Raw genomic sequence first — 23705 nt, 5'->3', positions numbered from 1 at the left:
AACCCCCAGCGGTTGATAAGGGCGCACAGTGCTTTATTCACCCGGCCTGCATCGGCGCGTCACTTTGCTGATGCCGCGCTGTCGCGTCCGGTCGATAAACCTGGCGCATGACAATTACGTCAGTCCTTCGCCCCGCGAGTGACAATCTCGGCCGTGAGGTCGCCGCGCCGAGATATTCCCTGATCGTCTCCTCCGACCGTGAACATCGAGTGGCCGCGCAGCGCCTTCGATACCGGGTATTCGTCTCCGAGCCCGGATTCTCGATTCCCGCTTCACCTTTCGAGCTCGACGCAGATGCGTTCGACGATTTCTGTGACCACATCCTGGTCTACGACGATCTCACCGGCGATTACGTCGGGTGCTACCGCATGCTCACCCCGGATGCCGCGGCCAGAGCAGGTGGGTATTACACCGCAACGGAATTCGATATCTCGGCTATCGATCCGGCGGCGCGCCGAGTGGTCGAGATGGGCCGCGCATGTGTCGATCCGGCGCATCGCAACGGATCGGTACTCGGACTCATGTGGTCCGGGATTCTGCAGTACCTCGAACTGACCGGCCACGAATGGGTGATGGGGTGCGTCTCCGTTCCGATCACTCCGCACCCCGGTGCCGTCCCCGGCGCGGATGTGCGCGGCGTCCGCGATTTTGTGTTGAACAAGCACGCCAGTCCGTTGGAGAGGCGGGCCGTTCCCCGAAATCCTGTCGTTCTCGGCGGCCGCACACTGGATCAGATCGCACCACCCGCACGCGTGACCATGCCACCGCTGCTGCGCGGATATCTGCGCATGGGCGCAGTGATCTGCGGTGAACCCGCCTACGATCCCGCGTTCGGCGTCGCGGATTTTGTTGCGCTGCAAGGTCTGCACTCGGCGAACAAGAGGTACCTCGATCGGCTTCGATCGGCGGCGTCTACCCAGCAAGGGCTCGCGGGATGACCCCGTACTGGGTGCCGTCGAGCCCCTGCGGCGACGGGTGTCTGCCGTCCGATCCGGCACGTGTGTCGAATGTCACGGTAGGGATTCGAGCGGTGATGGTCGGCTGCGCGTTGCTGACTGCGCCGATCCTGTCAGCGGGCTGGTTGCTGCCGCGAACCTGGCGGGCCCATCTGCAGCGTGCGTACTCACGCCTGCTGCTCCGCTGCCTCGGCATGAAACTGAGCGTCGACGATCAGCGATTGGGCAGGCCTGAACCGGACGGGGTAATGGTGGTCGCCGGCCATGTGTCCTGGACGGACGTACTGGTTGCGAGTGCCGTTGCGCCCGCGAACTTCGTCGCCCGGGCGGATCTGCTCGAGTGGGCGGTCCTTGGATCGCTGGCACGTCGGATGCGAGTTGTGCCGATCGATCGCGCTCGGCTGCGTGAGCTGCCCGAAGTCGTCGCAGCTGTGCGTGAGCGCCTGGAGCGAGGCGTGCGCATCATGGTCTTTCCGGAGGGAACGACCTGGTGCGGGCGGGCGTACGGCGGATTCCGCCCGGCGATGTTCCAGGCCGCGGTCGATTCGCAGTGCCCGGTCCAGCCCATGGCGATCCGGTACGCCAACGCCGACGGCTCCCTGTGTACCGGCCCGTGTTTTGTCGGCAGCGAGACGATCGGGCAATCCATCGGGCGAATCCTGCGTCAGAAAAGTGTGGAGGTCGAGGTCCGATTGGCGCCGCTCGAAGAGGCAGGGGAGTGCAGGCGCGAGCTTGCGGAGCGGTGTGAGCGGGCAGTACGCGGCACAACTGCTCTGGTGCCCGATCTGGAGATGCGGATCACCGCCGCGCCGGAAGATGTTCGCTCAGCCGGGTAAGCGGCGCGAAGCGAGCTGCCGTGCTGGGCTATCCTGGTCAGGCCATGACTCTGCCTGCACACCGTGTTGACACCGCATTTCCGGTGTACCTCGATCATGCCGCCACCACACCGATGACGGCAGCTGCTATCGAGGCGATGACCGATATCTTCACAACCGTGGGCAATGCGTCCTCGCTGCACGGCTCCGGCCGTGCTGCGCGCCGCCGTGTCGAGGAATCGCGCGAGTCGATCGCGGCCTGCCTGGGCGCTCGGCCGTCGGAGGTCATCTTCACGTCCGGCGGTACCGAGAGTGACAACCTCGCAGTCAAGGGAATCTTCTGGGCCCGCCGCGACGCCGACCCGAGGCGCAACCGAATCCTGGCGAGCTCGGTAGAGCACCACGCGGTTCTCGACACCGTGGAGTGGCTCGAAAAGCACGAGGGTGCCAAGGTCACCTGGTTGCCGGTGGACGCCAACGGAGTAGTCGACCCGCAGACCCTGCGAGACGAGTTGTCGGTGCACGCCGACGAGGTTGCACTCGTCACGATCATGTGGGCGAACAACGAGGTCGGCACCGTCATGCCGATTCTCGAATTGGCCGAGATATCAGCGGAATTCGAAATCCCGATGCACAGTGACGCAGTCCAGGCCGTTGCCCAGTTGCCAGTCGATTTTGCCGCGAGCAAGCTCTCTGCTCTGAGTATCGCGGCACACAAGTTCGGCGGCCCGCACGGCGTCGGCGCACTGCTGCTGGGACGTCAGGTTCCGTGTGTGCCGCTCCTGCACGGCGGCGGACACGAGCGTGATCTTCGTTCGGGAACCCCGGATACCGCGGGCGTGGTGGGCATGGCCGCGGCGCTGCGCGAGAACACCGCGCACATCGATTCCAGTGCACGGGAATTGGCGGAACTACGCGATCGTTTGATCGAGGGTGTTTTCCGGATTCTTCCCGAATCGGTACTCAACGGCCCGACCGGTTCGGACCGTCTGCCCGGCAACGCGCACTTCACTTTTCCCGGCTGTGAAGGGGACTCGTTGCTGATGCTCCTCGACGCTGCGGGTATCGAATGCTCCACCGGTTCGGCGTGCACCGCAGGTGTTGCCCGGGCCAGCCACGTGCTGATCGCGATGGGCGTAGAACCGTCGACCGCGCGGGGTTCCTTGAGATTTTCACTCGGACATACGTCGAGTGTCACCGATGTGGATGCGCTCATCGCAGCGCTGCCACAAGTAGTAGAGCGCGCTCGGGCCGCCGGTCTTGCCGGTGCCGGTTCGCGTGGAGGGGATCGCTGATGCGAGTACTCGCAGCCATGAGCGGAGGCGTCGACTCCGCCGTTGCCGCCGCCCGCGCAGTTGCCGCCGGCCATGACGTCGTGGGAGTTCATCTGGCGTTGTCGACGGCACCTGGCGCTTTGCGCACGGGTTCGCGTGGATGCTGTTCCAAGGAAGACGCGGGCGATGCCAGGCGCGCCGCCGACGTTCTGGGAATCCCCTTCTACGTCTGGGACTTTGCGGATCGCTTCAAAGAAGACGTGATCGACGATTTTGTGGCGTCGTACGCCGCGGGTGAGACGCCTAACCCGTGCTTGCGCTGCAACGAGAAGATCAAGTTCACCGCTCTCGCGGATCGCGCGGTTGCGCTCGGATTCGACGCCGTTGCCACGGGCCATTACGCCCGCCTCGAAGACGGCGTTCTGCGCCGCGCAGTCGACTCCGACAAGGATCAGTCGTACGTCCTGGGAGTTCTGACAGCAGCGCAGCTTTCGCGCGCTATGTTCCCGATCGGCGACACACCGAAGGAGCAGATCCGCGAAGAGGCCGCCGAGCGCGGACTTGCCGTCGCGAACAAGCCGGACAGCCACGACATCTGCTTCATCCCGACCGGTGACACCCGAGCATTCCTCGGCGCCCGGATCGGTGTTCGCCCGGGAAGCGTCGTCGACGCCGATTCGGGTGAGGTCCTGGCAGCACACGACGGCGTGCACGGCTTCACGATCGGTCAGCGTAAGGGACTGGGCGTCGAAGGTCCGGCGGTGGACGGACGCCCGCGGTACGTCACGTCGATCGAACCCGAAACCGGCACTGTCCGAGTCGGTTCGGCCAAGAATCTCGATGTGTGGGCGATCACGGCGCAGCGTGCGATCTGGACGTCCGGTCAGGCCCCCGAAGGCCCGGTCGAGTGCATGGTGCAGGTTCGGGCTCACGGCGGACTGGCGCAGGCAGTGGCAGAGGCAGTCGACGACGGCACTTCAGGCGGCGGCATCACGATTTCCTTGCGGGAACCGCTGACGGGTGTCGCGAAGGGGCAGGCAGTGGTTTTGTACCGTCCCGACAGTGAACTGGGCGATCAGGTACTCGGCAGCGGCACTATCGCCGGAACCGAATCCGAGCCGAACACACTGTGACACAGCAGGTTTCCATCGGTGGCCTGGTCACCGGAATCGGATCCTGGCCGGGCACGGATGCCCGGGAAAGTGCCGCCACCATCCTCGGTGAGCTCGGCGGGTTTCCGCACCTGGTGGAACTACCGGCACGCGGTCTCGGCGCAGACACAGTGGGCCGAACCGGTGCCGTCCTCGTCGACATCAACCTCGACGCGTCGACGCGCTCGTACCGGGTTGTGCCCCGGCGCGGCAACATCGCCAAGCGCGCCGAGGATTTCCTGAACCAGGATCTCGACGCTCTCGAGGAAGCCTGGGAAGCAGCGCGGCTGGTCGGCGGAGATCACGTGATCAAGCTGCAGGCTGCCGGCCCGCTGACACTCGGCGCCGAGATCGAGGTCGCAAACGGTTCACGTGTGCTCGTGGATCGCGGAGCACTGCGTGACATTGCCGAATCGTTGGGCGAGGGGTTGGCCCGCCACGCCGCCGAGGTGACCCGCCGCACGGGTGCCCGCGTGATCGTTCAGCTCGACGAACCGCAGATGACTGCTGTGCTCGCCGGGTCTTTGCCCGGACGCACGAGAATGGAAAGTGTTCCGGCACTCCCCGAACCGGAAGCCCTGGCGATTCTGGACTCGGCCATCGAGGGCTGCGGATTGCCGACCATCGTGCACAGTTGCAGCGCGGACCTCCCGTGGGATCTGCTGCGACGCAGCAAGGCGAGTGCCGTGAGCTTCGACCTGTCCCTGATTTCCTCGCGCGACTTGGACGGCATCGGCCAGTTGTTCGATGCCGGCAAGCAGCTGGCGTTGGGTCTGGTTCCCTCCACGGCGCCCGAGAAGCCGCTCACGTGGAAAGAACGCGCAATGCCTGCCGTGACGCTGATCGACCGTCTCGGGTTTTCGCGGGAGCTGCTGCAGACTCAGGTGGCGGTGACCCCGCGATGCGGTCTGGCCGGCGCCGGCCTCGACTACGCCCGCACGGCGCTGAAGGTGTGCACCGACGTCAGCAAGGCCTTGGTGGACGATCCGTCGGCATTCTGACTCGCGGTGCTTTTCTGTCGGTGAGAACCGATATTCTCTTGTCTTGTGAGTGAAACCACCGAGGGAACCGTGCAGCCTGCGCCCAACGAGGCGCGTGAGCAGTGGATGGAGCTGGCCGAGGAGGTCCGTCAGCATCAGTTCCGCTACTACGTTCGTGATGCACCGACCATCTCGGACGGCGCATTCGACACACTGCTCGGTCAGCTCAATGCCCTCGAAGAGCAGTATCCGGACTTGCGGACTCCTGACTCACCGACTCAGTTGGTGGGCGGCGGGTTCGCAACGGATTTCACCTCGGTCGATCACCTCGAGCGCATGCTCAGCCTCGACAACGTTTTCGACGAGTCCGAACTGCGCGGCTGGATTGCCAAGGTAGAGCAGGAAACCGGGCCGGATCTGCACTACCTGTGTGAAGTCAAGATCGACGGCGTTGCGCTCAACCTCGTCTATGAGAACGGCAAGCTCGTGCGGGCTGCCACCCGTGGAGACGGCCGCACGGGCGAATTGGTCACGCTCAACGCGCTCACCATCAACGACATCCCGGAATACCTCACCGCGACGGACGAGTACCCGATCCCCAGCGTGCTCGAAGTGCGTGGTGAGGTGTTCTTCCGCCTCGAGGACTTTGCCGCACTCAACGCGTCGTTGGTCGCGGAAGGCAAGGCGCCCTTCGCAAACCCGCGAAACTCTGCCGCCGGATCGTTGCGCCAGAAGAATCCCGCGGTGACGGCGCGTCGACGCCTCGGCATGATCTGTCACGGTTTCGGCCGCATGGAGGGCTTCGAGCCCGCGTCGCAGTACGACGCCTATGTCGCGCTCGCCGCGTGGGGTCTGCCGGTGTCGACGCACACGTCACGCGTTGTCGGGGCGGACGCCGTCGTGGACAAGATGAAGTACTGGGGCGAACATCGCCACGACGTCGAGCACGAGATCGACGGCCTGGTGGTCAAGGTCGACGAAATGTCGTTGCATCGCCGTCTCGGCACCACGTCACGAGCGCCGCGTTGGGCGATTGCGTACAAGTACCCGCCCGAGGAGGTCACGACCAAGCTTCTCGACATTCGCGTCAGCGTCGGACGAACCGGACGTGTGACGCCGTTTGCGTACATGGAACCGGTAACGGTAGCCGGTTCGACTGTGTCGTTGGCCACGCTGCACAACGGCAGTGAGGTCAAGCGCAAGGGTGTGTTGATCGGTGACACCGTGGTGCTGCGTAAAGCGGGCGACGTCATCCCCGAGGTTCTCGGACCGGTGGCCGACGTCCGCGACGGCACCGAGCGCGAGTTTGTCATGCCGACGCATTGTCCCGAGTGCGACACTTTGCTGGCGCCCGCAAAAGAGGGCGACGTCGACGTGCGCTGCCCCAATCAGCAGCACTGCCCGGCGCAGCTGCGTGAGCGGGTGTTCCATGTTGCCGGCCGCGGGGCCTTCGACATCGAGGTGCTCGGATACGAGGCTGCGACCGGTCTTCTCGAAGCGAAGGCCATCGACGACGAAGGTGATCTCTTCTCACTCGACGCCGACACTCTGATCGGTGTGCCGATCTTCCGGACCAACGCCGGAGCGCTCTCGGCAAACGGAAAACGCTTGCTGGCCAACCTGGATTCGGCCAAGGACAAGCCGTTGTGGAGAGTGCTTGTGGCACTGTCCATTCGGCATGTCGGTCCAACGGCGGCGCGAGCGTTGGCGGGGGAATTCGGTTCGCTGCAACGCATTCGGGAAGCGTCGATGGAGCAGTTGGCAGCTGTAGACGGCGTCGGTTCCACGATTGCCGCCGCAGTGGTCGAGTGGTTCACGGTGGACTGGCATCAGCAGATCGTGGACAAGTGGGCGGCCGCTGGAGTGCGAATGGAGGACGAGCGAGACGATTCCATTCCGCGCAACCTCGAGGGCCTCTCGATCGTGGTCACCGGTTCACTCGAGACGTACTCCCGCGATCAGGCGAAGGAAGCGATCCTCGTGCGCGGCGGTAAGGCAGCCGGTTCCGTTTCGAAGAAAACGGCGTTTGTGGTTGTCGGTGAAGCACCGGGTTCCAAGCACGACAAGGCGGTCGAATTGGGCGTGCCCGTGCTCGACGAGGACGGCTTCCGTCGGTTGCTCGAAGGTGGCCCGGACGCGGTAGCACCCACCGAATTGGACGAATAACTACTTCGCTTTGCGATTTCCGAGTTCGGTACGCAGGGTGCAATAGTGACGCCATGATCGAGATTCGCGAAATCCTCCCCAACGAGTTCGACACCGTAGGGGAGCTGACTGTGCAGGCTTACGTGGGTGGCGGATTTGTTGCCGAAGGAACCCCGTACGCGGAGCGTCTGCGCGACACGGCAACTCGGGCGCAGGACGGCCGAGTGCTGGTCGCGGTTCTCGCTGACCGCGTTGTGGGATCGCTCACCGTGGCAGAACCGGGAACGCCGTTCGCGGACGTAGCGCAGGCCGGCGAACTCGAATTCCGCATGCTCGCAGTCTCACCCGATGCTCGCGGATCGGGAGCGGGTACGGCTTTGGTACGCGCCGTGATCGCCGAGGCGTACGACCGTGGCGATCACTCGGTGGTCATGTCGACTCAACCGGAGATGGTCGATGCGCGTCGTATCTACGATCGCAACGGATTTGTCCCTGACCCGGACCGGGCGTGGGAACCGATCCGGGGCATGGAGCTGACCGTCTTGGTGCGCGACCTGGCCTGAGTAGTAACCCAGAGCTGTAGTAACCCAGAACGGTAATAACCCGGAACTGTAGTTGTCAGCTCAGAACTGTCGCGATGATCCCGGCGAGATAACCCAGCCGGGCAATCTCCGACGGCCGGAATTCCGGCCCGCCGGGGCGTCCGAGCATCAGGACTCGACCGCCCGAACCCAATGGTGCGGCGGCGAGGCTGGTGTCCATGTCGCGCCACACCTCGGGCACCCAGTCGGCTTCACCGTCGAGGACTGCCGGCTTCTCGAGGGGCATCCACGGGACCTCGGTGGCGTGAGTTTCGGGTGCGCCCGAGCTGCCGACCACCCGATATGCCCCTTGCGGGCCGATGTCGACGATGACGGACCAACCCACTCTCAGCACTCGCGGGGCGCCGTCAACGAGTACCTGGAGGCGATCGTCCTTTGCGGTGGCGACTGAGTCGATGAGTTCGAGCTCACGGTGGGTGTCGAGGATTCCCGCGTACGGACGGATGGAATCCACCGATACGCCGGGGAGATGCTCGGCTGCCGTGATGAGTGTGTCCGGTAGCGCTCCCGGTTCGACGTCGACAACAAGATCGTCGATGGCAAAACCGTCGCCTCGCTCTACGACGTCGAGGGAGAGAATGTCGGCTCCGACGGAACCCAGTGCGACGGCGAGTGCGCCGAGGCTACCGGGACGGTCGGGCAGACTGACGCGGAGCAGGTATGACACGTTCGTCCTTTCGCTTTCGGTTGTCGCCCGGGTCGTGGTGACTCGCGCTGTACGTCATCTTTGCACTTGTCGCCGTGTCGATGGTCGGCGCCGCGGCCCCGTCACGCCCGCTGTACGAGGTTGTGACATGACCGAAACACTTCGGTCGAACCGGACGTGGCGGTGGACACGCGAGGCGCGACTACAAGTGTGCTGAGCCGAGCAACTAGGCTGGACCGGCAATGAATACGTCCTCTTCCGAAAGGGGCCCCGCGGTGCCTGCCATCTCCCGTGACGAGGTCGCGCACCTCGCGCGGCTGTCCAGACTCGCACTGTCCGACGCAGAACTCGACGAGTTCGCCGGTCAGTTGGATTCGATTCTCAACCACGTCAAGGTGGTCACCGAGGTTGCGGCCGACGACGTTCCGCCCATGGCGAACCCCAATGCCGTCACCAACGTCACCCGACCGGACGTCATCGTGCCGGGGTTGACCCCGGATCAGGCGTTGTCCGGTGCACCCGCAGTCGAACAGGATCGCTTTGCCGTTCCGCAGATCCTTGGAGAGGGCGAATGACCGCCGACCTGACAACGCTGGACGCCTCGGTTCTGGCAGACAAGATCCATTCGCGTGAGGTGTCCTCCGTAGAGGTCACCCAGGCGCACCTCGATCGCATCGCTGCAGTCGACTCCGAGTACCACGCCTTCCTGCACGTCGCCGGCGATCAGGCGCTCGAAGCCGCTGCTGCCGTCGACAGCTCCCTGGCAGCCGGAAACGAGCCCGTATCGCCGCTCGCCGGTGTGCCGATTGCGCTCAAGGACATCTTCACCACCACGGACATGCCGACGACCTGCGCGTCGAAGATGCTCGAAGGATGGGTAGCGCCGTACGACGCGACCCTGACGAGCAAGCTTCGCGCCGCAGGCATTCCGATCCTCGGCAAGACCAACCTCGACGAATTCGCGATGGGTTCCTCCACCGAGAACTCGGCGTACGGCCCGACGCGTAACCCATGGGACACCACGCGTATCCCCGGCGGCTCGGGCGGCGGTAGTGCAGCTGCGCTGGCGTCCCGTCAGGCACCGTTGGCCATCGGCACCGACACCGGCGGATCCATTCGCCAGCCGGCCGCAGTCACGGCAACCGTCGGCACCAAGCCCACGTACGGAACCGTCTCGCGTTTCGGTCTTGTCGCGTGTGCGTCGTCGCTCGATCAGGGTGGCCCGTGTGGTCGCACCGTGCTCGACACCGCGCTGCTGCACGAGGTCATCGCCGGACACGATCCGCGCGACTCCACGTCTATCGACGCTCCCGTGCGTCCGGTGGTTGCCGCGGCTCGCGAAGGTGCCAACGGAGACCTGCGCGGCGTCAAGGTCGGCGTCGTCAAGGAGCTGCACTCCGACAGCTACCAGCCCGGAGTCATCGCGTCCTTCGACGCGGCTGTCGAGCAATTGAAGGCTCTCGGCGCCGAGGTTGTCGAGGTCTCGTGCCCGAGCTTCGAGTACGCGCTCGCGTCGTACTACCTGGTGCTGCCCAGTGAGGTCTCGTCCAACCTCGCTCGCTTCGACGCCATGCGTTACGGCATGCGCGTCGACGACGGCAACATGAGCGCCGATCAGGTCATGGCAGCCACTCGCGCTGCCGGCTTCGGTCCGGAGGTCAAGCGCCGCATCATGATCGGCACGTACGCACTGTCCTCGGGCTACTACGACGCCTACTACGGCTCAGCCCTGAAGGTTCGCACTCTGATCGCTCGCGATTTCGACAAGGCGTACGAGCAGGTCGATGTTCTGGTCTCGCCGACCAGTCCGTTCACGCCGTGGAAGTTGGGGGAGAAGGTGGGCGATCCGCTCGCGATGTACCTCTCCGACCTCTGCACCCTGCCCACCAACCTGGCCGGCCATTGCGCCATGTCGGTGCCGTCGGGTCTCTCGGCGGACGACAATCTGCCTGTCGGTCTGCAGATCATGGCTCCGGCCATGGCGGACGAGCGTCTGTACCGTGTCGGTGCGGCGTACGAAGCAGCGCGTGGCCCGATCGGTACCGCTGTCTGAGCGAAGATCTCGTGCTTTCGACAATGCCGTCACTAGTTTCTCGGTGGCGGCATTGTCGCGTCTGAAGGTGATCGTCTGAGCGCCGATATTTTTGGCCCCCATCGGGCACACTCGTAGGTGGAGTGTGATCGAGGACACAAGTCCCGATTCGGTCCGTCGTCGTCCGTGCATCACGAATAATTTCGAGGAGTGCTGGTGAAGGTCAAGGCAGCAGTAGTCAAGGCGCCAGGTCAGCCGTGGGAAATCGAAGAGGTCGATCTGGGTGATCCGATTTCCGGAGAAGTGCAGATTCGGCTTGCCGCATCGGGGCTGTGCCATTCGGACGAGCACTTGCGGACGGGTGCAAGCCCGCTTCCCTTCTATCCTGCCGTGGGTGGGCACGAAGGTGCCGGAGTGGTGACCAAGGTGGGACCGGGCGTTACGAGCGTCGTCGAAGGTGATCACGTTGTACTGGCGTTCATTCCGGCGTGTGGACGCTGTCCGTCATGCGCAAAGGGATTGCAGAATATCTGCGACCAGGGTGCGGGTCTGCTTACCGGACAATCGATCTCGGATAATTCGTACCGAGTCACCCTCGATGGTGAGCCCGTCATTCAGATGTGCCTGCTCGGCACGTTCTCTCCGTACGTGACGGTCAACGAGTCCTCGGTGATCAAGATCGAGAAGGACATCCCACTCGACAAGGCAGCGCTGCTCGGCTGTGGCGTCGCGACGGGTTGGGGATCGGCGACGGCTATCGGCGGCGCAAAGGTCGGTGACACGGTCGTGGTTATCGGAGTCGGCGGTGTCGGCATCAACTCGGTGCAGGGTGCCGCGTCTGCGGGCGCGCGCTTTGTTGTTGCGATCGACCCGGTTGAATTCAAGCGGCAGAAGGCCAAGGAATTCGGCGCAACTCATACCTTCGCCTCGCTCGAGGAAGCTATCCCCGCGATCGGTGAACTCACGTGGGGCAAGATGGCCGACGTCACCGTGATCACTGTCGGAGAGATCCACGGCGACATCATTCAACCTGCCCTCAGCGCCACGGGTAAGGGCGGTCAGGTTGTTGTGGTCGGCATGGGCCACTACGCCGATTCGCAGGTGACGCTCAGCCTGTTCGAGCTGACACTGCTGCAGAAGCGCTTGCAGGGAGCCATCTTCGGCGGTGTCGGTCCGCGTTCCCAGATTCCGAAGCTGCTCGATCACTACCGCAGCGGCGCACTCAAACTCGACGAGTTGGTGACCAACACCTACAAGCTCGAGGAGATCAACGAGGGCTACGCCGACATGCTCGCGGGAAAGAACTTGCGCGGCATGATCATTTACACCGAGGACGATTACTGATCTTTCACTGTCCTTGACTCGGGCTCTCCGGCAGTGGTGCCGGAGAGCCCGATTTTCTGCAAGGATTCTGTCATGACCAACAGCCTCACGGTGATCGATCAGGGAACGACCTTGGACTTCACCTTCGCCGACGCCCTGCGCTACCACGGACCTTTGGCGCCCGGCGGTGTTGCCCACGCCTACAAAGTGCTCGAACGGGCACTCGGAGTCCTGGGGCAGGATGAGCCCGTCGAGCGGCGCGAGCTTGTTGTCACGACATCGCACGGTGGCCCTGGAGTGCGGGACACTGTCGAACTGGTCACTCGCGCAGTCACCGAAGGTCGATACACCGTCGACGGCTCCCTTGCTCGCCCCGAGCGGGGAATTACGCTGGAACTGTACGTATTCCAGATCGACTACCGCGATGAGAGTGTCACGCTGATCCTGCGTGAGGGCTTCGTCGTGGACGAATTCATCGAGCTGTCACGCACTCCCAGCCGAAGCGCCGAAGCAGAGGCCCGGTTGGTGGTGCTCAAGCAGGAGATGACTGATCGAGTTATGGCGCAACCGGCCGACGAGGTCTACGACGTAGTGCCGTCAGGTGTGATCGACCCACCGCAGTAGCGCGTAGAGGAATCGCGTCGAACCCGGCATGAAGTTGTTGCCGTGGTGGTACGTCGGGTCCAGCGTCGTGGCGATGATGCGGCCGGGAGTCGAGGTGGTGTCCTCGAACAGCATCATACCGGCGTCACAGGGGTTGCCCTCCGCGTCGGGTTCTTCCGAGATCAGCAGTGGCACAACGTCCGCGTCGGTGTGAAGCAGGCCGTGGTGGTGCCAGATCACAGACTTCGTGGTGAGATATTTCCACGATTCGTGATCGTGGCTGCGTGTGCGGATCAACGGGTCCTCGCCGGTTCGCCACCACCAGAAGTTGGTGGGACGCGGGCTCCAGGTCACACCGGGAAGCCATGTGTGCGCGGCATTCTCACCGAGGACGACGAGGGTGCCACCGCGTTCGGCGACAGCGAGGAACTCGGCGGCGTGCTTGCGGAGAAGCTCCGGATGCAAACGATCGGCCAGGATCAGCGTCGTGACGTCGTCGAGATCGCCGGGCTGCAGATCAGCGAGGTAATGGAAATCCGGCTGGTGCGCGACAACGGCCGGATCCTCGAGGGTCTGCAGATGAAAATGCGAGCCGCCGTGCACCAGAGCGAGATTGCGCGTGGACAGGGGAGCGCGGTCGGTGCGGTTGAATGCTTCGAGGGCGGTTTCGTTGAGTATGGTCATCGGTTTTCCGTTCGGTCGAGCTGGGCAAGCCAGGACAGCAACTGGGGGTAGACGCGTGCCGACGTATTCGGATCGGACTGGAACACCGCCAGATCGATTCCTCCGTGCACCAGCACCTCGCCCTTGCCCAGTGGGTAGACGTAGTCGACCGGCAGTCCGTGGCGGCCGATGTAATTGGTGACGATGGCGTTGTCCGGAAGTTTCTGGCTGTAGCCACGCCCGTAGAAACCGGAGACTTCCTTGCGGAAACTGAGATCGGCCGGGTCGACACCTGCCCACACGGGGTGCGGGCTTCCGGCGGAGATTGCCAGATCTTTGGGGCCGGAGTACTGCAATTTGCGCCACTGTCCCAGGCCGGGAAGGAAATCCGTCAGGGGATGCCCCATGATCGCGATCCGGCCGCCGGCGGTGACGAAGTCCGTGAGGACGTCCTTGCGTCGTTCCAAGTAGATCTGATCGCAGTTGCCGTTGACGATGAGTCCGGAAACAGAAGTCAGGTCCAAGGCGTCGAGTTCGTAGAGGTCTACGTTGCGGACGACATCCGTGTCCGACGTGCCGCCGGCCATGCCGGCGTTGGACCCCATCACGAAGTGCAGAACCGGAGTTGTTGCGTGTAGCGCGGCGGTCATGTGAGTGAGCTTTCTGTGAGGCGAAGGTCGTTTCCGGCCGCCGCAAAATTGTCGTAGCGGGTGTAGACCACGGTGCGCGGATTCCCGCGGTCGTGGACCGTGTCGGTGGCGACATCGATGCCGTAGAGCCGAGAGAGGGTCTCACCGGTAACGAGGGTCGCTACCGGACCGACGACGATCTCTTCGGGACTGAACATCACTACGGCGTCGCCTCCCAGATGAAGTGGGTGATCGGGATGGTGGGTGGTCAGTAGGATGCCCATGCCTTCTGACGCGAGTTCGCGCAGAAGCTGGAGGACGTGCGCTTGGTTTCGCAGGTCGAGCGCCGAGACGGGTTCGTCCAGGATCATGAAGGTGCAGTCGGTGTTGAGTGCGCGCGCGATCAGGACCAGTTGCCGTTGTCCGCCGGACAGTTCGGTGAAGTTCGATGTCGCGAGGTGATCGATGCCGACTCGCTCGAGTACCGTACGGGTCTGGGCCACATCGGCTTTGCTGGGAACCCCGAAGGTCGACACCTTTTTCGCTCGGCCCATCAGCACCATGTCGAAGACCGAGTACGCAAAACTCGACGAGGTAGCTTGCGGAACGTAACCGATGTTCGGGTCGCGGACAACGCGGCCTTCCTGAGCGGTATTCAGCCCGGCAATGCAGCGCAGCAAGGTGGTTTTGCCCTTGCCGTTCGGGCCAAGGATCGAGGTGATCGAGCCCGACTCGATGGTGAGATTCGTGTGGCGAAAAACCCAGTCCCGTCCTGAATACCGAAACCCGAGGTCGATGAGCTCAAGCATCGATGAAGGCCCTTCTGCTCGAATTGCGAAGGAGAACAACAAAGACCGGTGCACCGATGATGGCCGTCAAGATGCCCAGTGGAATCTCGCCCGGACTGATCGTGCGTGACAGCGTGTCGATGACGGTCAGGTAGGCGGCGCCGAGAACAAACGTCGTCGGCATCGAGACCCGGTGATCCGGGCCGACCCACAGCCTGGCCAGATGCGGTACAACCAAGCCGACCCAGCCGATCACACCGGACACCGCCACTGCGCCGGCCGTCATGAACGCCACCATGACCAGCAGCAGCATGCGCAGGCGGTGCGGTTTCACGCCGAGTGACGCGGCATCGTCGTCGCCGAGCGAAAGGATGTTCACCCGCCATCGCAACCCGAGAATGACCGCGCTGCCGAGAAGGATGGGAACAGCGGCGATTGCCACCTTGCCCATGTCTGCGGTGGCCAGGGAACCCATGAGCCAGAACACGATTGACGGCAGCGTGCTGTACGGATCGGCGAGGTACGTGATCAACGAGACAAGCGCCGAGAAGAACGCACTGGTCACCACGCCACCGAGCACGATCATGAGAATCGAACTGCCGGAACGGGTCTTTCCGATCGCCATCACCATGATCAGGGCGGCGATACCGAAAATGAATGCACCGCCGACCAAGAAAGCTGAACCGAGACCGAGCATCAGGACAAGGACTCCGCCGAAGGATGCGCCGGACGAGACGCCAAGGACCTGAGGGCTCACCAAGGGGTTGCGGAATACGGCCTGCAGTGCGGAACCGCCCAGTGCAAGACCGCCACCGACAAGCATTCCGAGCAGAAGTCGCGGGAATCGTACGCCGAGAACAACTTGCGACTCGACATCGGTCCACGTCTGCTCGAGCGGGATGACCCGATCGATGAGGATGCGGGCGACCTCGTTGACGGGGATCGTGTAGCGGCCGATGGCCAGAGCTGCCAGACCGATAGCGAGGATGCCGAACGTCAGGATCAGCGGAACGGTGAAAGCCCGGTACCGGGAGGGCCTTCCGGCAGTTTTCTCGCTACCGGAAGGTACCGCGTCCGACTCAAGCGCGGAACGAGTCATATCCGGCGCTCACCTGGTTGGACTCGAGGTGCAGGATGCGATCGATCTCGGCGTCGGAAACGTCGTAGGCGTACAACGAGGTGTACGTCTGACGAATACGATTACGCAGATCGAGATCGAGTTTCGCTTCGGGATAGAAGATTTCAGCGACCCAGAGCCACATCAAGTTCGACTCGTTGCACGGCGGGTCCCACGAGAATCCGCCGATGGGCGCCTTGTAGACGCGCTTGTTCTTCACGGCGCTCAGGGATGCCCAGTTGGGGTCGTCGTAGATATCCTGCGGGATTGCTGCGTCGAAGTTTCCGAGAACCAGGACCTCGGGATCCCACGTGAGGATTTGTTCCTTGGTGACGGCGACGCTGGTTCCCTTTCCGGCGCCCCTGGCAACATTCTTGCCACCGGCGAGGGTGATCCAGAAGTCCATGTACGTGTTGTCGGCCGAGACCTTGGTTTCAGGGGTGCTGTAGAAGTACATCGCTCGCGGCGCCGTGGCGGTGTTTGCAGCGGCAATGGATTCGACGGTCTTGCGGTCGGTTGCCATGCGCGCGAGGATTTCCTGCGCTTCGGCTTTCTTGTCGAGGAGGTCTCCGAAGATGTTGATCCAGGCTTCGAGGTCTTCCTGCGTTCCGTACTTTAGGAGGATGACTTTGAGACCCGCGTTGCGCAGCGGCGCCACGATGTCGTCGCCCTTGTCGCCCCACTGGATCACGACATCCGGGTTGAGTGAGAGGATCTGCTCGACGTTCGGAACGAAGTCGGGTCCGGAAACAACTGGGGTATTGAGGAATTCGGGGAACATCACCCCGAGCATGCCGTTCTTGGCCAGCGAGATCGCACTCGAGTTGACGCCGACATTGCGCGAGATCGACTGATCGGAGCCGGCAATCATCGACGGAACCGGAATGATCGCGGACGCGATGCGGCCGACCGGGGTGTCGAAGGTGATCGTGTTCTGGTACTGATCCACGACGGTGAACGGACCGCTTGTGGCGCCGGTCGACGCCGTCTCGGATACCGGTGCCCGAGAGGAGCAGGCGGTAATACCAAATGCGCCGAGTGCTGCCGCTGCGATGCCCATCGAGCGGATGAGTTGGCGCCGCGTCAGGGCACCGGCAAGAGGGGAGGGGGTGTGCTTCGGGGGCATGGTTTCTCCGAAAAGACTTGGCGTGGTGATGGTTATCGAAAACTGAAACAATTTCTAGCAGGAATTAAGCTAGCATATCCTTACTAAGGGTTGACTTGCCTAATTATGTGGCGCGATAGACATGGCAAAGACCGCCCGGTCCGTCCGATGGACGGTCGAGCGGTCGTGGTGTCGGTAGTTTCTCCGGTCAGCGACCTGCAAACATCTTGATGCGCTGCTCGCGACTACGTTCGAGGTGAGCCCGCATATGTTCACGGGCGGACTTCTCGTCGCGACCTCGTATTGCCGTCAGGATGTCTTGGTGCTCGGAATTCAGTAGATCGGGTTCACCGTAGTTGGAGGGCGGTCCGCTGTCGTAGATCCGCAGTTGGGTGGTCAACCTGATCAGGAGTGACGTGATCGTCGCATTGTGTGCGGACTGCCAGAGTGCTTCATGGAACTTGAAATTGCCGGCCCGAATCGCTGCGCCGTCAGTGGCTGTGCAGCACTGGTCATGAAGACCTTCGAGGCGCGCAAGGTCCAACTCGGTGTGTCGCAACGCAGCTGCCCCGGCGGCCTCGGACTCCAAAGCCACTCGCGCAGCATAGATTTCGATGACGTCTTCGGGTGTTCCGGATCGCACCCGGAAGCCGCGGGCGGCGCGCTCGAGAAGTCCGTCGTGCGCAAGCCAATTGAGGGCTTCCCGGATAGGTGTGCGCGAGGCACCGTAGGTTTCGCACAATTGCGTTTCGTGAAGCGGGGCGCCCTGGGCAAACTTTCCGTCGAGGATGTCGGCCCGCAACCGAAGGTACTGGCGGGAAGTCTGGTCGGAACGTCCCAGTGCCGCCTCGGGCACCAGTAATTCTGCGCTGGTCGTGGTTTCCTCGACGCCCATGTTTCCCCGTTCCTTCTCCGTGAGTGAAGCGCGTTTGATTATGCCACCGACAACGCATGAGTACTTGCGTATACGCTAGTACTCACTTAAGTTCGTGGGCGTTGGTTTCAGTTCGCTTGGTTCAGCTTGCTTGGTTCTACTTGCTTGGTTCAACTACGGAGAGGTGCTTCGGTGACACAGACATCGGTCACGCCGTTGATCGGCAGTGAGGCGCTTGCGCAGCTGCTGACTGGCAGCGACGTCGTAGTTCTCGACGTCACGGTGCATTTCCCGCCTGCACGATTCGACGGTGATTACCGCCCCGAATCGGGCTACGCAGGCTGGGTCGACGCGCATATTCCCGGATCTCGCCACGTAGATCTCATGACAACGTTCTCCGACCGCGATGCGTCATTGCACTTCACGAAGCCCACGGCCGAGCAATTGTCCCTCGACCTGGCCGCTGCCGGGATCGGTGTGGGCTCGACAATCGTCCTGTACGACCAAGGCTCGATGACCTGGGCCTCGCGGCTGTGGTGGGTGCTGCGTAATGCGGGAATCGACGCGCGGGTTCTCGACGGCGGATTGGCGGCCTGGACGTGGCACGGGTTTCCCGTCGAATCAGGGGATGAAGGAGCACCTGCACACTCTGTTGCGCCGTGCGGCGTTGTCGATCTGGACCTGTGGGCGGATCGAGACGATGTCGCCGCGGTCTCTGCAGGCACCTCGTCGGGCACCCTTGTTTGTGCGTTGTCACCTGAGCAATTTGCCGGAACCGAGAAAACGAGATACTCGCGTCGTGGGCACATCCCGGGAAGCCGGAATCTGTCGGCCAAAAGCCTGCTGGACGACAACGGATTGATGCTCCCTGCCACGGATGTCTCCGTCCGTGCGCGGGAACTGTCGGCGAGCGCCGCACCGATCATCATCTATTGCGGCGGAGGCGTTTCCGCGTGTCTGAGCGCGCTCGGACTGGTGATCAGCGGCTACGACGCCATCAAGGTGTACGACGGTTCTCTCGAAGAATGGACCGCCGACCCCACTTTGCCGATGGTCACGGGAATCGAGCCCGCCGAAGGCGATCGATGTCGCGAGTCCTGATCGCCCGGCCCGTACCGACCTCACATTCTCGAAGGAAAATCCATGTCTGACGTCTCTGCTGACACCGTTGCCTCGGCGCTCGAAGCGCTTCGCGCGCAGGTGCCGCTCGTTCAATCACTGACCAATATCGTCTCTGCCAACTTCCTGACCAACGTTCTCTTGGCGGCAGGCGCGAGCAATGCGCATATCGACAATGTCCACGAGGCGGCCGGATTTGCGGCGATCGCCGGGGGAGTTCTGGTCAATCTCGGAACTCCGGATGACGCGACCGCAGCGGCTTTCCGAGTTGCAGCCGAAGCAGCACAGAGCGCAGGCACACCGTGGGTTCTCGACCCGGTCGGTGTCGGCGGATTGCCCTGGCGCAGTGAGATTGCCGTGGACCTTCTCCAGTTCCATCCGACCGCAATCCGCGGAAACGCGTCGGAGATCATCGCGCTCGCCGGTCTCGGTGGCGATACCCGCGGCGTCGACAGTGCATCCGATTCGATTGATGCTGTTCCGGCGGCGCTTGCACTGCTGAAGTACACGGACGCGGTATCTGCCTCGGGCCCAGTTGATTACGTCGTCGGACGTGATCGTGACGGCGTCGTGGTCGGCGTCAAGATTTCGGGCGGCAGCGCACTACTTCCCCGTGTCACCAGCACCGGATGCTCCCTGGGTGGCCTTGTTGCTGCGTATCTTGCTGTGGCACAGACGCCGCTGGAAGGACTTGTTGCAGCCCACACTCACGTTGCGGTTGCGTCCGAGATCGCCGAGGCGAACTCCACCGGCCCCGGATCGTTTGCGGTTGCCTATCTGGACGCGCTCTATGCCGTCGATGCCGACACCGTTCGGGCGCGGGCCCGCGTCGAATCCTTCGAACTGCCGGCTGGAGTGCAGAACTGATGAGCGTCAAAACTTTCTGGTATCTCACCCAGGCCGACGGCGACTACCCGTGGAGCCCCGGTGGGTTATACCCGGTGGACGGCGCGCGCCAGATCGAACTTGCGAAGACGATCGACGACGGCGGATTCGAAGGTGCACTGGTAGCGACCTGGCCGAACGATCCGTTCATTTCCGCGACGTGGGCCGCAGCCCACACCAGTCGCATGAAGTTCCTGGTCGCGATTTACGCGAACATGACGCCGGCACGATTGCTGGCCGAAAAGGCGCTGACCTTCGACGCTTTCAGTGGTGGCAGGTTGATGATCAACTCGGTCAACGGCCGCGAGAACATCCTGACCAAGTACGACATGAACGTCGACCACGATCAGCGGTACGAACTGGGCGAGCAGTACTGGGCTGATTTCCGACGCATCTACGCCGAGGGCACCGAGTCGAACTTCCCCAACACGCCGTTGCGGATCGACGCGCCGGTGGGACACCAGGTTCCGCTGTGGGGAACCGGGGATTCGCCTGCAGGCCTGGCAAATTCAGGCAAGGTGCTCGACACGTACCTGGCGATGCTCCGTGAAACGTCCTTCATCGAGGAGAAGTTCTCGGCTGCAAGGGATGCGGCAACTGCCGCTGGACGCGAATTCACAGACTTCGGTGCTTTGACCGGCGTGATCGTCAGGCCTACGAAAGGCGAAGCCCTCGAACGATTCCGGTCGCTGTTCGAGAAGACAGGCATCGAGCAGATTGCAGATGTTCTCGACAACGCGGTGCGTCGACGCACACACGGCGCGCAGGATCTCAAGACCTTCACCGCCCGCGACTCGCAGCGCCAAGGGTGGGTCGATGCAATCGCCGCGGGTCGGCTCCCTGAACCTGAAGACTTGTATGTCGGTGACGGGCTCTATGCCGGCATTACCGCGTGGTCGCCGCTCGATATCTTCGGAACCGGTTCGTCGGCGGTCTACTACGTCGGCGACCCCGATTCGATCACCGATTCGGTGCGTACCCTTCGGCAGCGCACCGGGCTGACCGCCCTCATTCTCGCCGGGTGGCCACTCATCGAAGAAGCAAAATGGGTGTCGGAGTATCTGATTCCGCGGTTCGACGAACTGGACTGATCTGTGCGGCACTCGCGTTAGCGGCGGTGCTCGCGCAGTAGCTGGGTCGGAGTGACGCCGGTCAGTGCCTGAACATCTCGAGACAGATGGGCCTGATCGGCGTATCCGGCGTGCACCGCAAGGTCTGCCAGTGACATGTGCGCGGATGTGTTCGTGCCGCGGGCCAGCATCAGCACGTTCTGCATACGTTGGACTCGCTGGATCGTCTTCGGAGAGAGCCCAGTCGACGCAGCGATTGTGCGGCGGAAATGTCTCTCGGAAACCCCGAGATCCGATGCCACTTCGCGGACCCGTATTTCGGGCGACGCGGTCAACGCTGCGTAGCCGATCTGGGCCGTATCATCGGGACAGATACTCGGCCAGAGGTTTTCGAGGAGTGTTGCGTCGACGCGTGTGCTTCGCAGCGCGTCGGCCAGTATCCGGGCCTGGCGTGACGAGAGAACGTCGCCGAAATCGATTTTGGTGTCCTGCACAATCTCGGCGTCGGTTCCGAGTATCGAACGTAGCGCCGGGGGATTGATACGAACTCCCCACCGGGTCACTCCAGGTGCCGTCGTGACGAGATCTGCGACGGTTGCCGGGCCGACCAGCCAGGCTTTGCCGGTGCTGTCGACGATGAAGTCTGCGCAGAGATCCGGAATGATCCGGTGCGTTGCGACGGGTTCCTCGGCTGATGATGTGCTTGTCCACAGGCAACTGAAGAGGTCCGTGCCCGTGATGCGTTGTTCGGTGTATGTGTGGCCGTTTTGTTCAAGACCGGATTCTGCACTGCGACTACCGTGTGTGGTGCGAGCGTCCGTGGCAGTCATCTCTTGATCGTCACACACTCGTCGACTACTTTTCGAACCGAAAACAGGAGAACACAGTGTCGGTTTCACCCCGTCTCGACCTCGTCGGAATTGTCACTACCGATCTCGATCGTTCCCTGGCGTTCTACCGCAGTCTGGGCCTCGACATCCCCGAAACGCCGTCCGATGCCCCACACGTCGAGTTCACCTTCGGCAACGGGTTGCGACTGGCGTGGGATGCAGAGTCGACGATCAAGAGTTTCGACCCTGAATATGCGACGGTCGCGGGCCGACACCCCGTGGCTCTGGCTTTCGATTTCGGCACCCCCGCGGCCGTCGACGTCGCGTACAAGCGGATCACCACAGACTTTCCCGGGCACAAGGAACCCTTTGACGCCGTGTGGGGGCAGCGCTATGCGGTGCTACTCGATCCGGACGGAAACACCGTCGATCTGTTTGCCGCGCTCTGACCCAATCATTTTGAGCGCGAGGTATCTTGTCAGAACTCGAGAACGACGAGTGCCACCAGCAGGTTGAGTAGCGTCGCCGATACCGCGAATGCGACAGCGCCGGGTGTCAAAGTTCGAAAGCGGGCGGCGACGAGCGCCGGCAGCACAAGTGTAATTACGACGGCGGTCACGAATATGACGATCCCGGATTGAAAAGGCAGCGCTTGCCAGAGCGCTCCAGCAGCGATCAGGCCTAGCGGCAAGCCGATGACGATCTGAGCCACGGATCCCATGAGGCGTTGGCGTCGATCATGTTTGGGTATGTCAGTTGCCATTGCTCCGTCGACCGCTTCCAGTAGGTGTCGCATGCTGCGACTATCGGAACAGTATGTGGCAGCGCCTGGCATGCTCCTGTCGCGACCCGGACGACGGATGCCGTTGGGGCGTTAAGGCGCTGCAGGACATACGAATTGACGAGACGCATTCCAGAACGGGAAGAGGTCGGTCGTGCTGGCGTCGGGGTGGTCCACCCGAGCCAGGTCGTTGAAATCGAGGACGGTTCGGCCTGTGGTGTTGCTGACGCCACATGCCTGCAGGCTCAGCTTCGCGGCGGGGACAAATCCGATACTGCGGGCGTAGGGTCCGAGCAGTCCGGAGTTCACGAAGCTATCGATCGCCTCGCCCCACCGGTTGTACTCGGTTTGCAGGTCGAAGCTGCACGTCGCGCCGAACAACTCGGTGCACGTCGTCGGTTGCCCGTCGATAATGGCTGACGTATCGGCGAGTGGGCGCGAAGTGTCGCCATGTGGCGATCTCTGGGTAACGAGATAAACACCCACGGCCACGACACACACAACCACGACGCTCGTCAGTATTGCCGGCAGTGCCTTCATGATCACGTCCGTCGGCGGTCGCGTTCGCGGGCCTACGTCGACCTGTCCGACCACGCAGCGGCAATCTCCGGGTGAGCGCTCATGATCTCGTCGATGTGCTTGGCGTCAGCTGTGTCAACCTCCGCCCGATGCCGTTGTGCTGTGACGAGTAGCCCGTCGGGATGGCCAGGGGGACCTTGCGCAGGCGCTGGTGCATCCGCTTCCAAGTCTCTGATCAACTCGTCCAAACGTGTCGCGAGGAATAACTGCTTTTCCGTGCTCATAGCCGTCACGTCCATTCGTCTTCGCGCTGTACTCGATCGCTGTGCCCGGTCACCGGCGTTGCGAAACCGGAATTCTCGGCTCTGATTTCGAGTCACTGTCAGTGGGTACCTACTGGATGCCCAGGTGTGGTGTTGTCGACGCGAAAGAGATGCGCATGAACGATCTGACCGTGACTGTCGAACACCTGCGAGCTCTTCTCCGGAGCAACCCGCACGCGGAACTGGTGGCCGTCGACGGCGGTATCGCAGTCTACGAACCGCACGAGGAAGGATTCCAATCCGACGGAATCTCAATCGTGACGCGCGAGCAACTCAGCGAGCGATTGCCGTCCGGCGGAAAATCGCCGGTCGAAGGTGAATTGACATTGGCTGCCGCGTCATTGAGTCAGATGATCGCCGAATTGGGCGGCTGACCACCGCTCCGGGTTCGCGGTGGATCTCGAGGGCTCCCGGACGTTGAGCTGGATCGCCATCGCGGCAGGAGATTTCGGACAGCCCGGGCGGCGTACTCTGG

General features: G+C 62.8%; 27 protein-coding genes. 16 read left to right on the top strand and 11 right to left on the bottom strand.

All coding sequences use genetic code 11. From position 1 onward, the window contains the following. The first annotated feature begins 107 nt into the window (after positions 1 to 107). The 7 genes from CJ178_RS08535 (at position 108) to CJ178_RS08505 (ending at position 7884) form a co-directional block, all read left to right on the top strand. Entirely contained in the window at positions 108 to 938 is an 831-nt protein-coding gene (locus CJ178_RS08535; protein WP_045070386.1) for a GNAT family N-acetyltransferase, read from the top strand. Next, positions 935 to 1792, top strand: coding sequence for a lysophospholipid acyltransferase family protein (locus tag CJ178_RS08530; RefSeq protein ID WP_045070384.1), 858 nt, complete (start codon positions 935 to 937; stop codon positions 1790 to 1792). The genes CJ178_RS08535 and CJ178_RS08530 overlap by 4 nt, the downstream gene beginning before the upstream one ends. 44 nt (positions 1793 to 1836) lie before the next feature. Further along, positions 1837 to 3066, top strand: coding sequence for a cysteine desulfurase family protein (locus CJ178_RS08525; protein WP_033231476.1), 1230 nt, complete (start codon positions 1837 to 1839; stop codon positions 3064 to 3066). After that, positions 3066 to 4178 carry a tRNA 2-thiouridine(34) synthase MnmA gene (gene mnmA / locus CJ178_RS08520; protein ID WP_033231077.1) on the top strand — a complete coding sequence of 371 codons (1113 nt, stop codon included), beginning with the start codon at positions 3066 to 3068 and terminating at the stop codon, positions 4176 to 4178. Before CJ178_RS08525 ends, mnmA begins: the two co-directional genes overlap by 1 nt. After that, a complete protein-coding gene (locus CJ178_RS08515; protein ID WP_045070381.1) occupies positions 4175 to 5197 on the top strand; it encodes a methionine synthase in 1023 nt (340 codons plus the stop codon). The genes mnmA and CJ178_RS08515 overlap by 4 nt, the downstream gene beginning before the upstream one ends. A gap of 105 nt (positions 5198 to 5302) precedes the next feature. Beyond that, a complete protein-coding gene (gene ligA / locus CJ178_RS08510) occupies positions 5303 to 7342 on the top strand; it encodes an NAD-dependent DNA ligase LigA (RefSeq protein ID WP_373557475.1) in 2040 nt (679 codons plus the stop codon). A gap of 53 nt (positions 7343 to 7395) precedes the next feature. Then, positions 7396 to 7884, top strand: coding sequence for a GNAT family N-acetyltransferase (locus tag CJ178_RS08505; RefSeq protein ID WP_033231074.1), 489 nt, complete (start codon positions 7396 to 7398; stop codon positions 7882 to 7884). Between the two features lie 55 nt (positions 7885 to 7939). Here CJ178_RS08505 and CJ178_RS08500 read toward each other — a convergent pair whose 3' ends face one another. Then, a complete protein-coding gene (locus CJ178_RS08500) occupies positions 7940 to 8590 on the bottom strand; it encodes an ACT domain-containing protein (protein WP_033231073.1) in 651 nt (216 codons plus the stop codon). Between the two features lie 254 nt (positions 8591 to 8844). Between CJ178_RS08500 and gatC the strand changes: the two genes are divergently transcribed. The 4 genes from gatC to CJ178_RS08480 all read left to right on the top strand — a co-directional run bounded on the left by gatC (position 8845) and on the right by CJ178_RS08480 (position 12548). Next, the gene (gene gatC / locus CJ178_RS08495) at positions 8845 to 9144 is read left to right on the top strand and encodes an Asp-tRNA(Asn)/Glu-tRNA(Gln) amidotransferase subunit GatC (RefSeq protein ID WP_033231072.1); all 300 of its coding nucleotides are present in this window, start codon (positions 8845 to 8847) and stop codon (positions 9142 to 9144) included. Then, the gene (gene gatA / locus CJ178_RS08490; RefSeq protein WP_045070375.1) at positions 9141 to 10622 is read left to right on the top strand and encodes an Asp-tRNA(Asn)/Glu-tRNA(Gln) amidotransferase subunit GatA; all 1482 of its coding nucleotides are present in this window, start codon (positions 9141 to 9143) and stop codon (positions 10620 to 10622) included. The genes gatC and gatA overlap by 4 nt, the downstream gene beginning before the upstream one ends. Before the next feature lie 195 nt (positions 10623 to 10817). Further along, positions 10818 to 11945 carry an NDMA-dependent alcohol dehydrogenase gene (locus CJ178_RS08485; RefSeq protein WP_033231475.1) on the top strand — a complete coding sequence of 376 codons (1128 nt, stop codon included), beginning with the start codon at positions 10818 to 10820 and terminating at the stop codon, positions 11943 to 11945. A gap of 72 nt (positions 11946 to 12017) precedes the next feature. Beyond that, on the top strand, positions 12018 to 12548 hold the full coding sequence (locus CJ178_RS08480; RefSeq protein ID WP_045070373.1) for a hypothetical protein: 531 nt from the start codon (positions 12018 to 12020) through the stop codon (positions 12546 to 12548). Here the strand turns inward: CJ178_RS08480 and CJ178_RS08475 are convergent. The 6 genes from CJ178_RS08475 to CJ178_RS08450 all read right to left on the bottom strand — a co-directional run bounded on the left by CJ178_RS08475 (position 12522) and on the right by CJ178_RS08450 (position 17724). Further along, a complete protein-coding gene (locus CJ178_RS08475; protein WP_045070370.1) occupies positions 12522 to 13211 on the bottom strand; it encodes a hypothetical protein in 690 nt (229 codons plus the stop codon). The genes CJ178_RS08480 and CJ178_RS08475 overlap by 27 nt on opposite strands. Then, the gene (locus CJ178_RS08470) at positions 13208 to 13840 is read right to left on the bottom strand and encodes a hypothetical protein (RefSeq protein WP_052683624.1); all 633 of its coding nucleotides are present in this window, start codon (positions 13838 to 13840) and stop codon (positions 13208 to 13210) included. Before CJ178_RS08470 ends, CJ178_RS08475 begins: the two co-directional genes overlap by 4 nt. Beyond that, a complete protein-coding gene (locus CJ178_RS08465; RefSeq protein ID WP_045070368.1) occupies positions 13837 to 14628 on the bottom strand; it encodes an ABC transporter ATP-binding protein in 792 nt (263 codons plus the stop codon). Before CJ178_RS08465 ends, CJ178_RS08470 begins: the two co-directional genes overlap by 4 nt. Further along, positions 14621 to 15706: a FecCD family ABC transporter permease gene (locus CJ178_RS08460; RefSeq protein WP_095886526.1), complete on the bottom strand. Its 1086-nt coding sequence runs from the start codon at positions 15704 to 15706 to the stop codon at positions 14621 to 14623. The genes CJ178_RS08465 and CJ178_RS08460 overlap by 8 nt, the downstream gene beginning before the upstream one ends. Next, the gene (locus tag CJ178_RS08455) at positions 15687 to 16850 is read right to left on the bottom strand and encodes an ABC transporter substrate-binding protein (protein WP_045070363.1); all 1164 of its coding nucleotides are present in this window, start codon (positions 16848 to 16850) and stop codon (positions 15687 to 15689) included. Before CJ178_RS08455 ends, CJ178_RS08460 begins: the two co-directional genes overlap by 20 nt. 187 nt (positions 16851 to 17037) lie before the next feature. Beyond that, a complete protein-coding gene (locus tag CJ178_RS08450) occupies positions 17038 to 17724 on the bottom strand; it encodes a GntR family transcriptional regulator (protein WP_033231065.1) in 687 nt (228 codons plus the stop codon). 171 nt (positions 17725 to 17895) lie between these two features. Between CJ178_RS08450 and CJ178_RS08445 the strand changes: the two genes are divergently transcribed. The 3 genes from CJ178_RS08445 to CJ178_RS08435 are packed head-to-tail and all read left to right on the top strand — an operon-like array spanning position 17896 to position 20798. Continuing rightward, positions 17896 to 18804 (top strand): sulfurtransferase, encoded by a 909-nt coding sequence (locus CJ178_RS08445; RefSeq protein ID WP_052683623.1) that lies wholly within the window; start codon positions 17896 to 17898, stop codon positions 18802 to 18804. Positions 18805 to 18846: 42 nt separating this feature from the next. Then, positions 18847 to 19689, top strand: a complete 843-nt coding sequence (gene thiM / locus CJ178_RS08440; protein WP_033231063.1) for a hydroxyethylthiazole kinase — start codon at positions 18847 to 18849, stop codon at positions 19687 to 19689. Continuing rightward, on the top strand, positions 19689 to 20798 hold the full coding sequence (locus CJ178_RS08435) for an LLM class flavin-dependent oxidoreductase (RefSeq protein ID WP_045070360.1): 1110 nt from the start codon (positions 19689 to 19691) through the stop codon (positions 20796 to 20798). The genes thiM and CJ178_RS08435 overlap by 1 nt, the downstream gene beginning before the upstream one ends. A 17-nt stretch (positions 20799 to 20815) precedes the next feature. Here the strand turns inward: CJ178_RS08435 and CJ178_RS08430 are convergent, their stop codons facing one another. Beyond that, positions 20816 to 21607 (bottom strand): helix-turn-helix transcriptional regulator, encoded by a 792-nt coding sequence (locus tag CJ178_RS08430; protein ID WP_257013061.1) that lies wholly within the window; start codon positions 21605 to 21607, stop codon positions 20816 to 20818. Positions 21608 to 21663: 56 nt separating this feature from the next. Here CJ178_RS08430 and CJ178_RS08425 point away from each other — a divergent pair, with 56 nt between their 5' ends. Further along, complete coding sequence (locus CJ178_RS08425) at positions 21664 to 22056, top strand: VOC family protein (protein WP_095886524.1); 393 nt, start codon at positions 21664 to 21666, stop codon at positions 22054 to 22056. Positions 22057 to 22085: 29 nt separating this feature from the next. Here the strand turns inward: CJ178_RS08425 and CJ178_RS08420 are convergent, their stop codons facing one another. The 3 genes from CJ178_RS08420 to CJ178_RS08410 all read right to left on the bottom strand — a co-directional run bounded on the left by CJ178_RS08420 (position 22086) and on the right by CJ178_RS08410 (position 23191). Then, positions 22086 to 22403: a hypothetical protein gene (locus tag CJ178_RS08420; protein WP_141484478.1), complete on the bottom strand. Its 318-nt coding sequence runs from the start codon at positions 22401 to 22403 to the stop codon at positions 22086 to 22088. A gap of 78 nt (positions 22404 to 22481) precedes the next feature. Further along, positions 22482 to 22928, bottom strand: a complete 447-nt coding sequence (locus tag CJ178_RS08415; protein WP_095887897.1) for a hypothetical protein — start codon at positions 22926 to 22928, stop codon at positions 22482 to 22484. Positions 22929 to 22960: 32 nt separating this feature from the next. Next, entirely contained in the window at positions 22961 to 23191 is a 231-nt protein-coding gene (locus CJ178_RS08410) for a hypothetical protein (RefSeq protein WP_033231472.1), read from the bottom strand. A gap of 155 nt (positions 23192 to 23346) precedes the next feature. On the opposite strand from CJ178_RS08410, the gene CJ178_RS08405 reads away from it, so the two are divergent. Further along, on the top strand, positions 23347 to 23604 hold the full coding sequence (locus CJ178_RS08405) for a hypothetical protein (RefSeq protein ID WP_230589960.1): 258 nt from the start codon (positions 23347 to 23349) through the stop codon (positions 23602 to 23604). Positions 23605 to 23705: the final 101 nt, after the last annotated feature.

The sequence above is a fragment of the Rhodococcus sp. ACPA4 genome, assembly GCF_002300185.1.
Classification (GTDB): Bacteria; Actinomycetota; Actinomycetes; order Mycobacteriales; family Mycobacteriaceae; genus Rhodococcus_F; species Rhodococcus_F globerula.
Note: the sequence above shows the minus strand (reverse complement) of the source record. Positions and strands in the feature narration are given on the sequence as shown.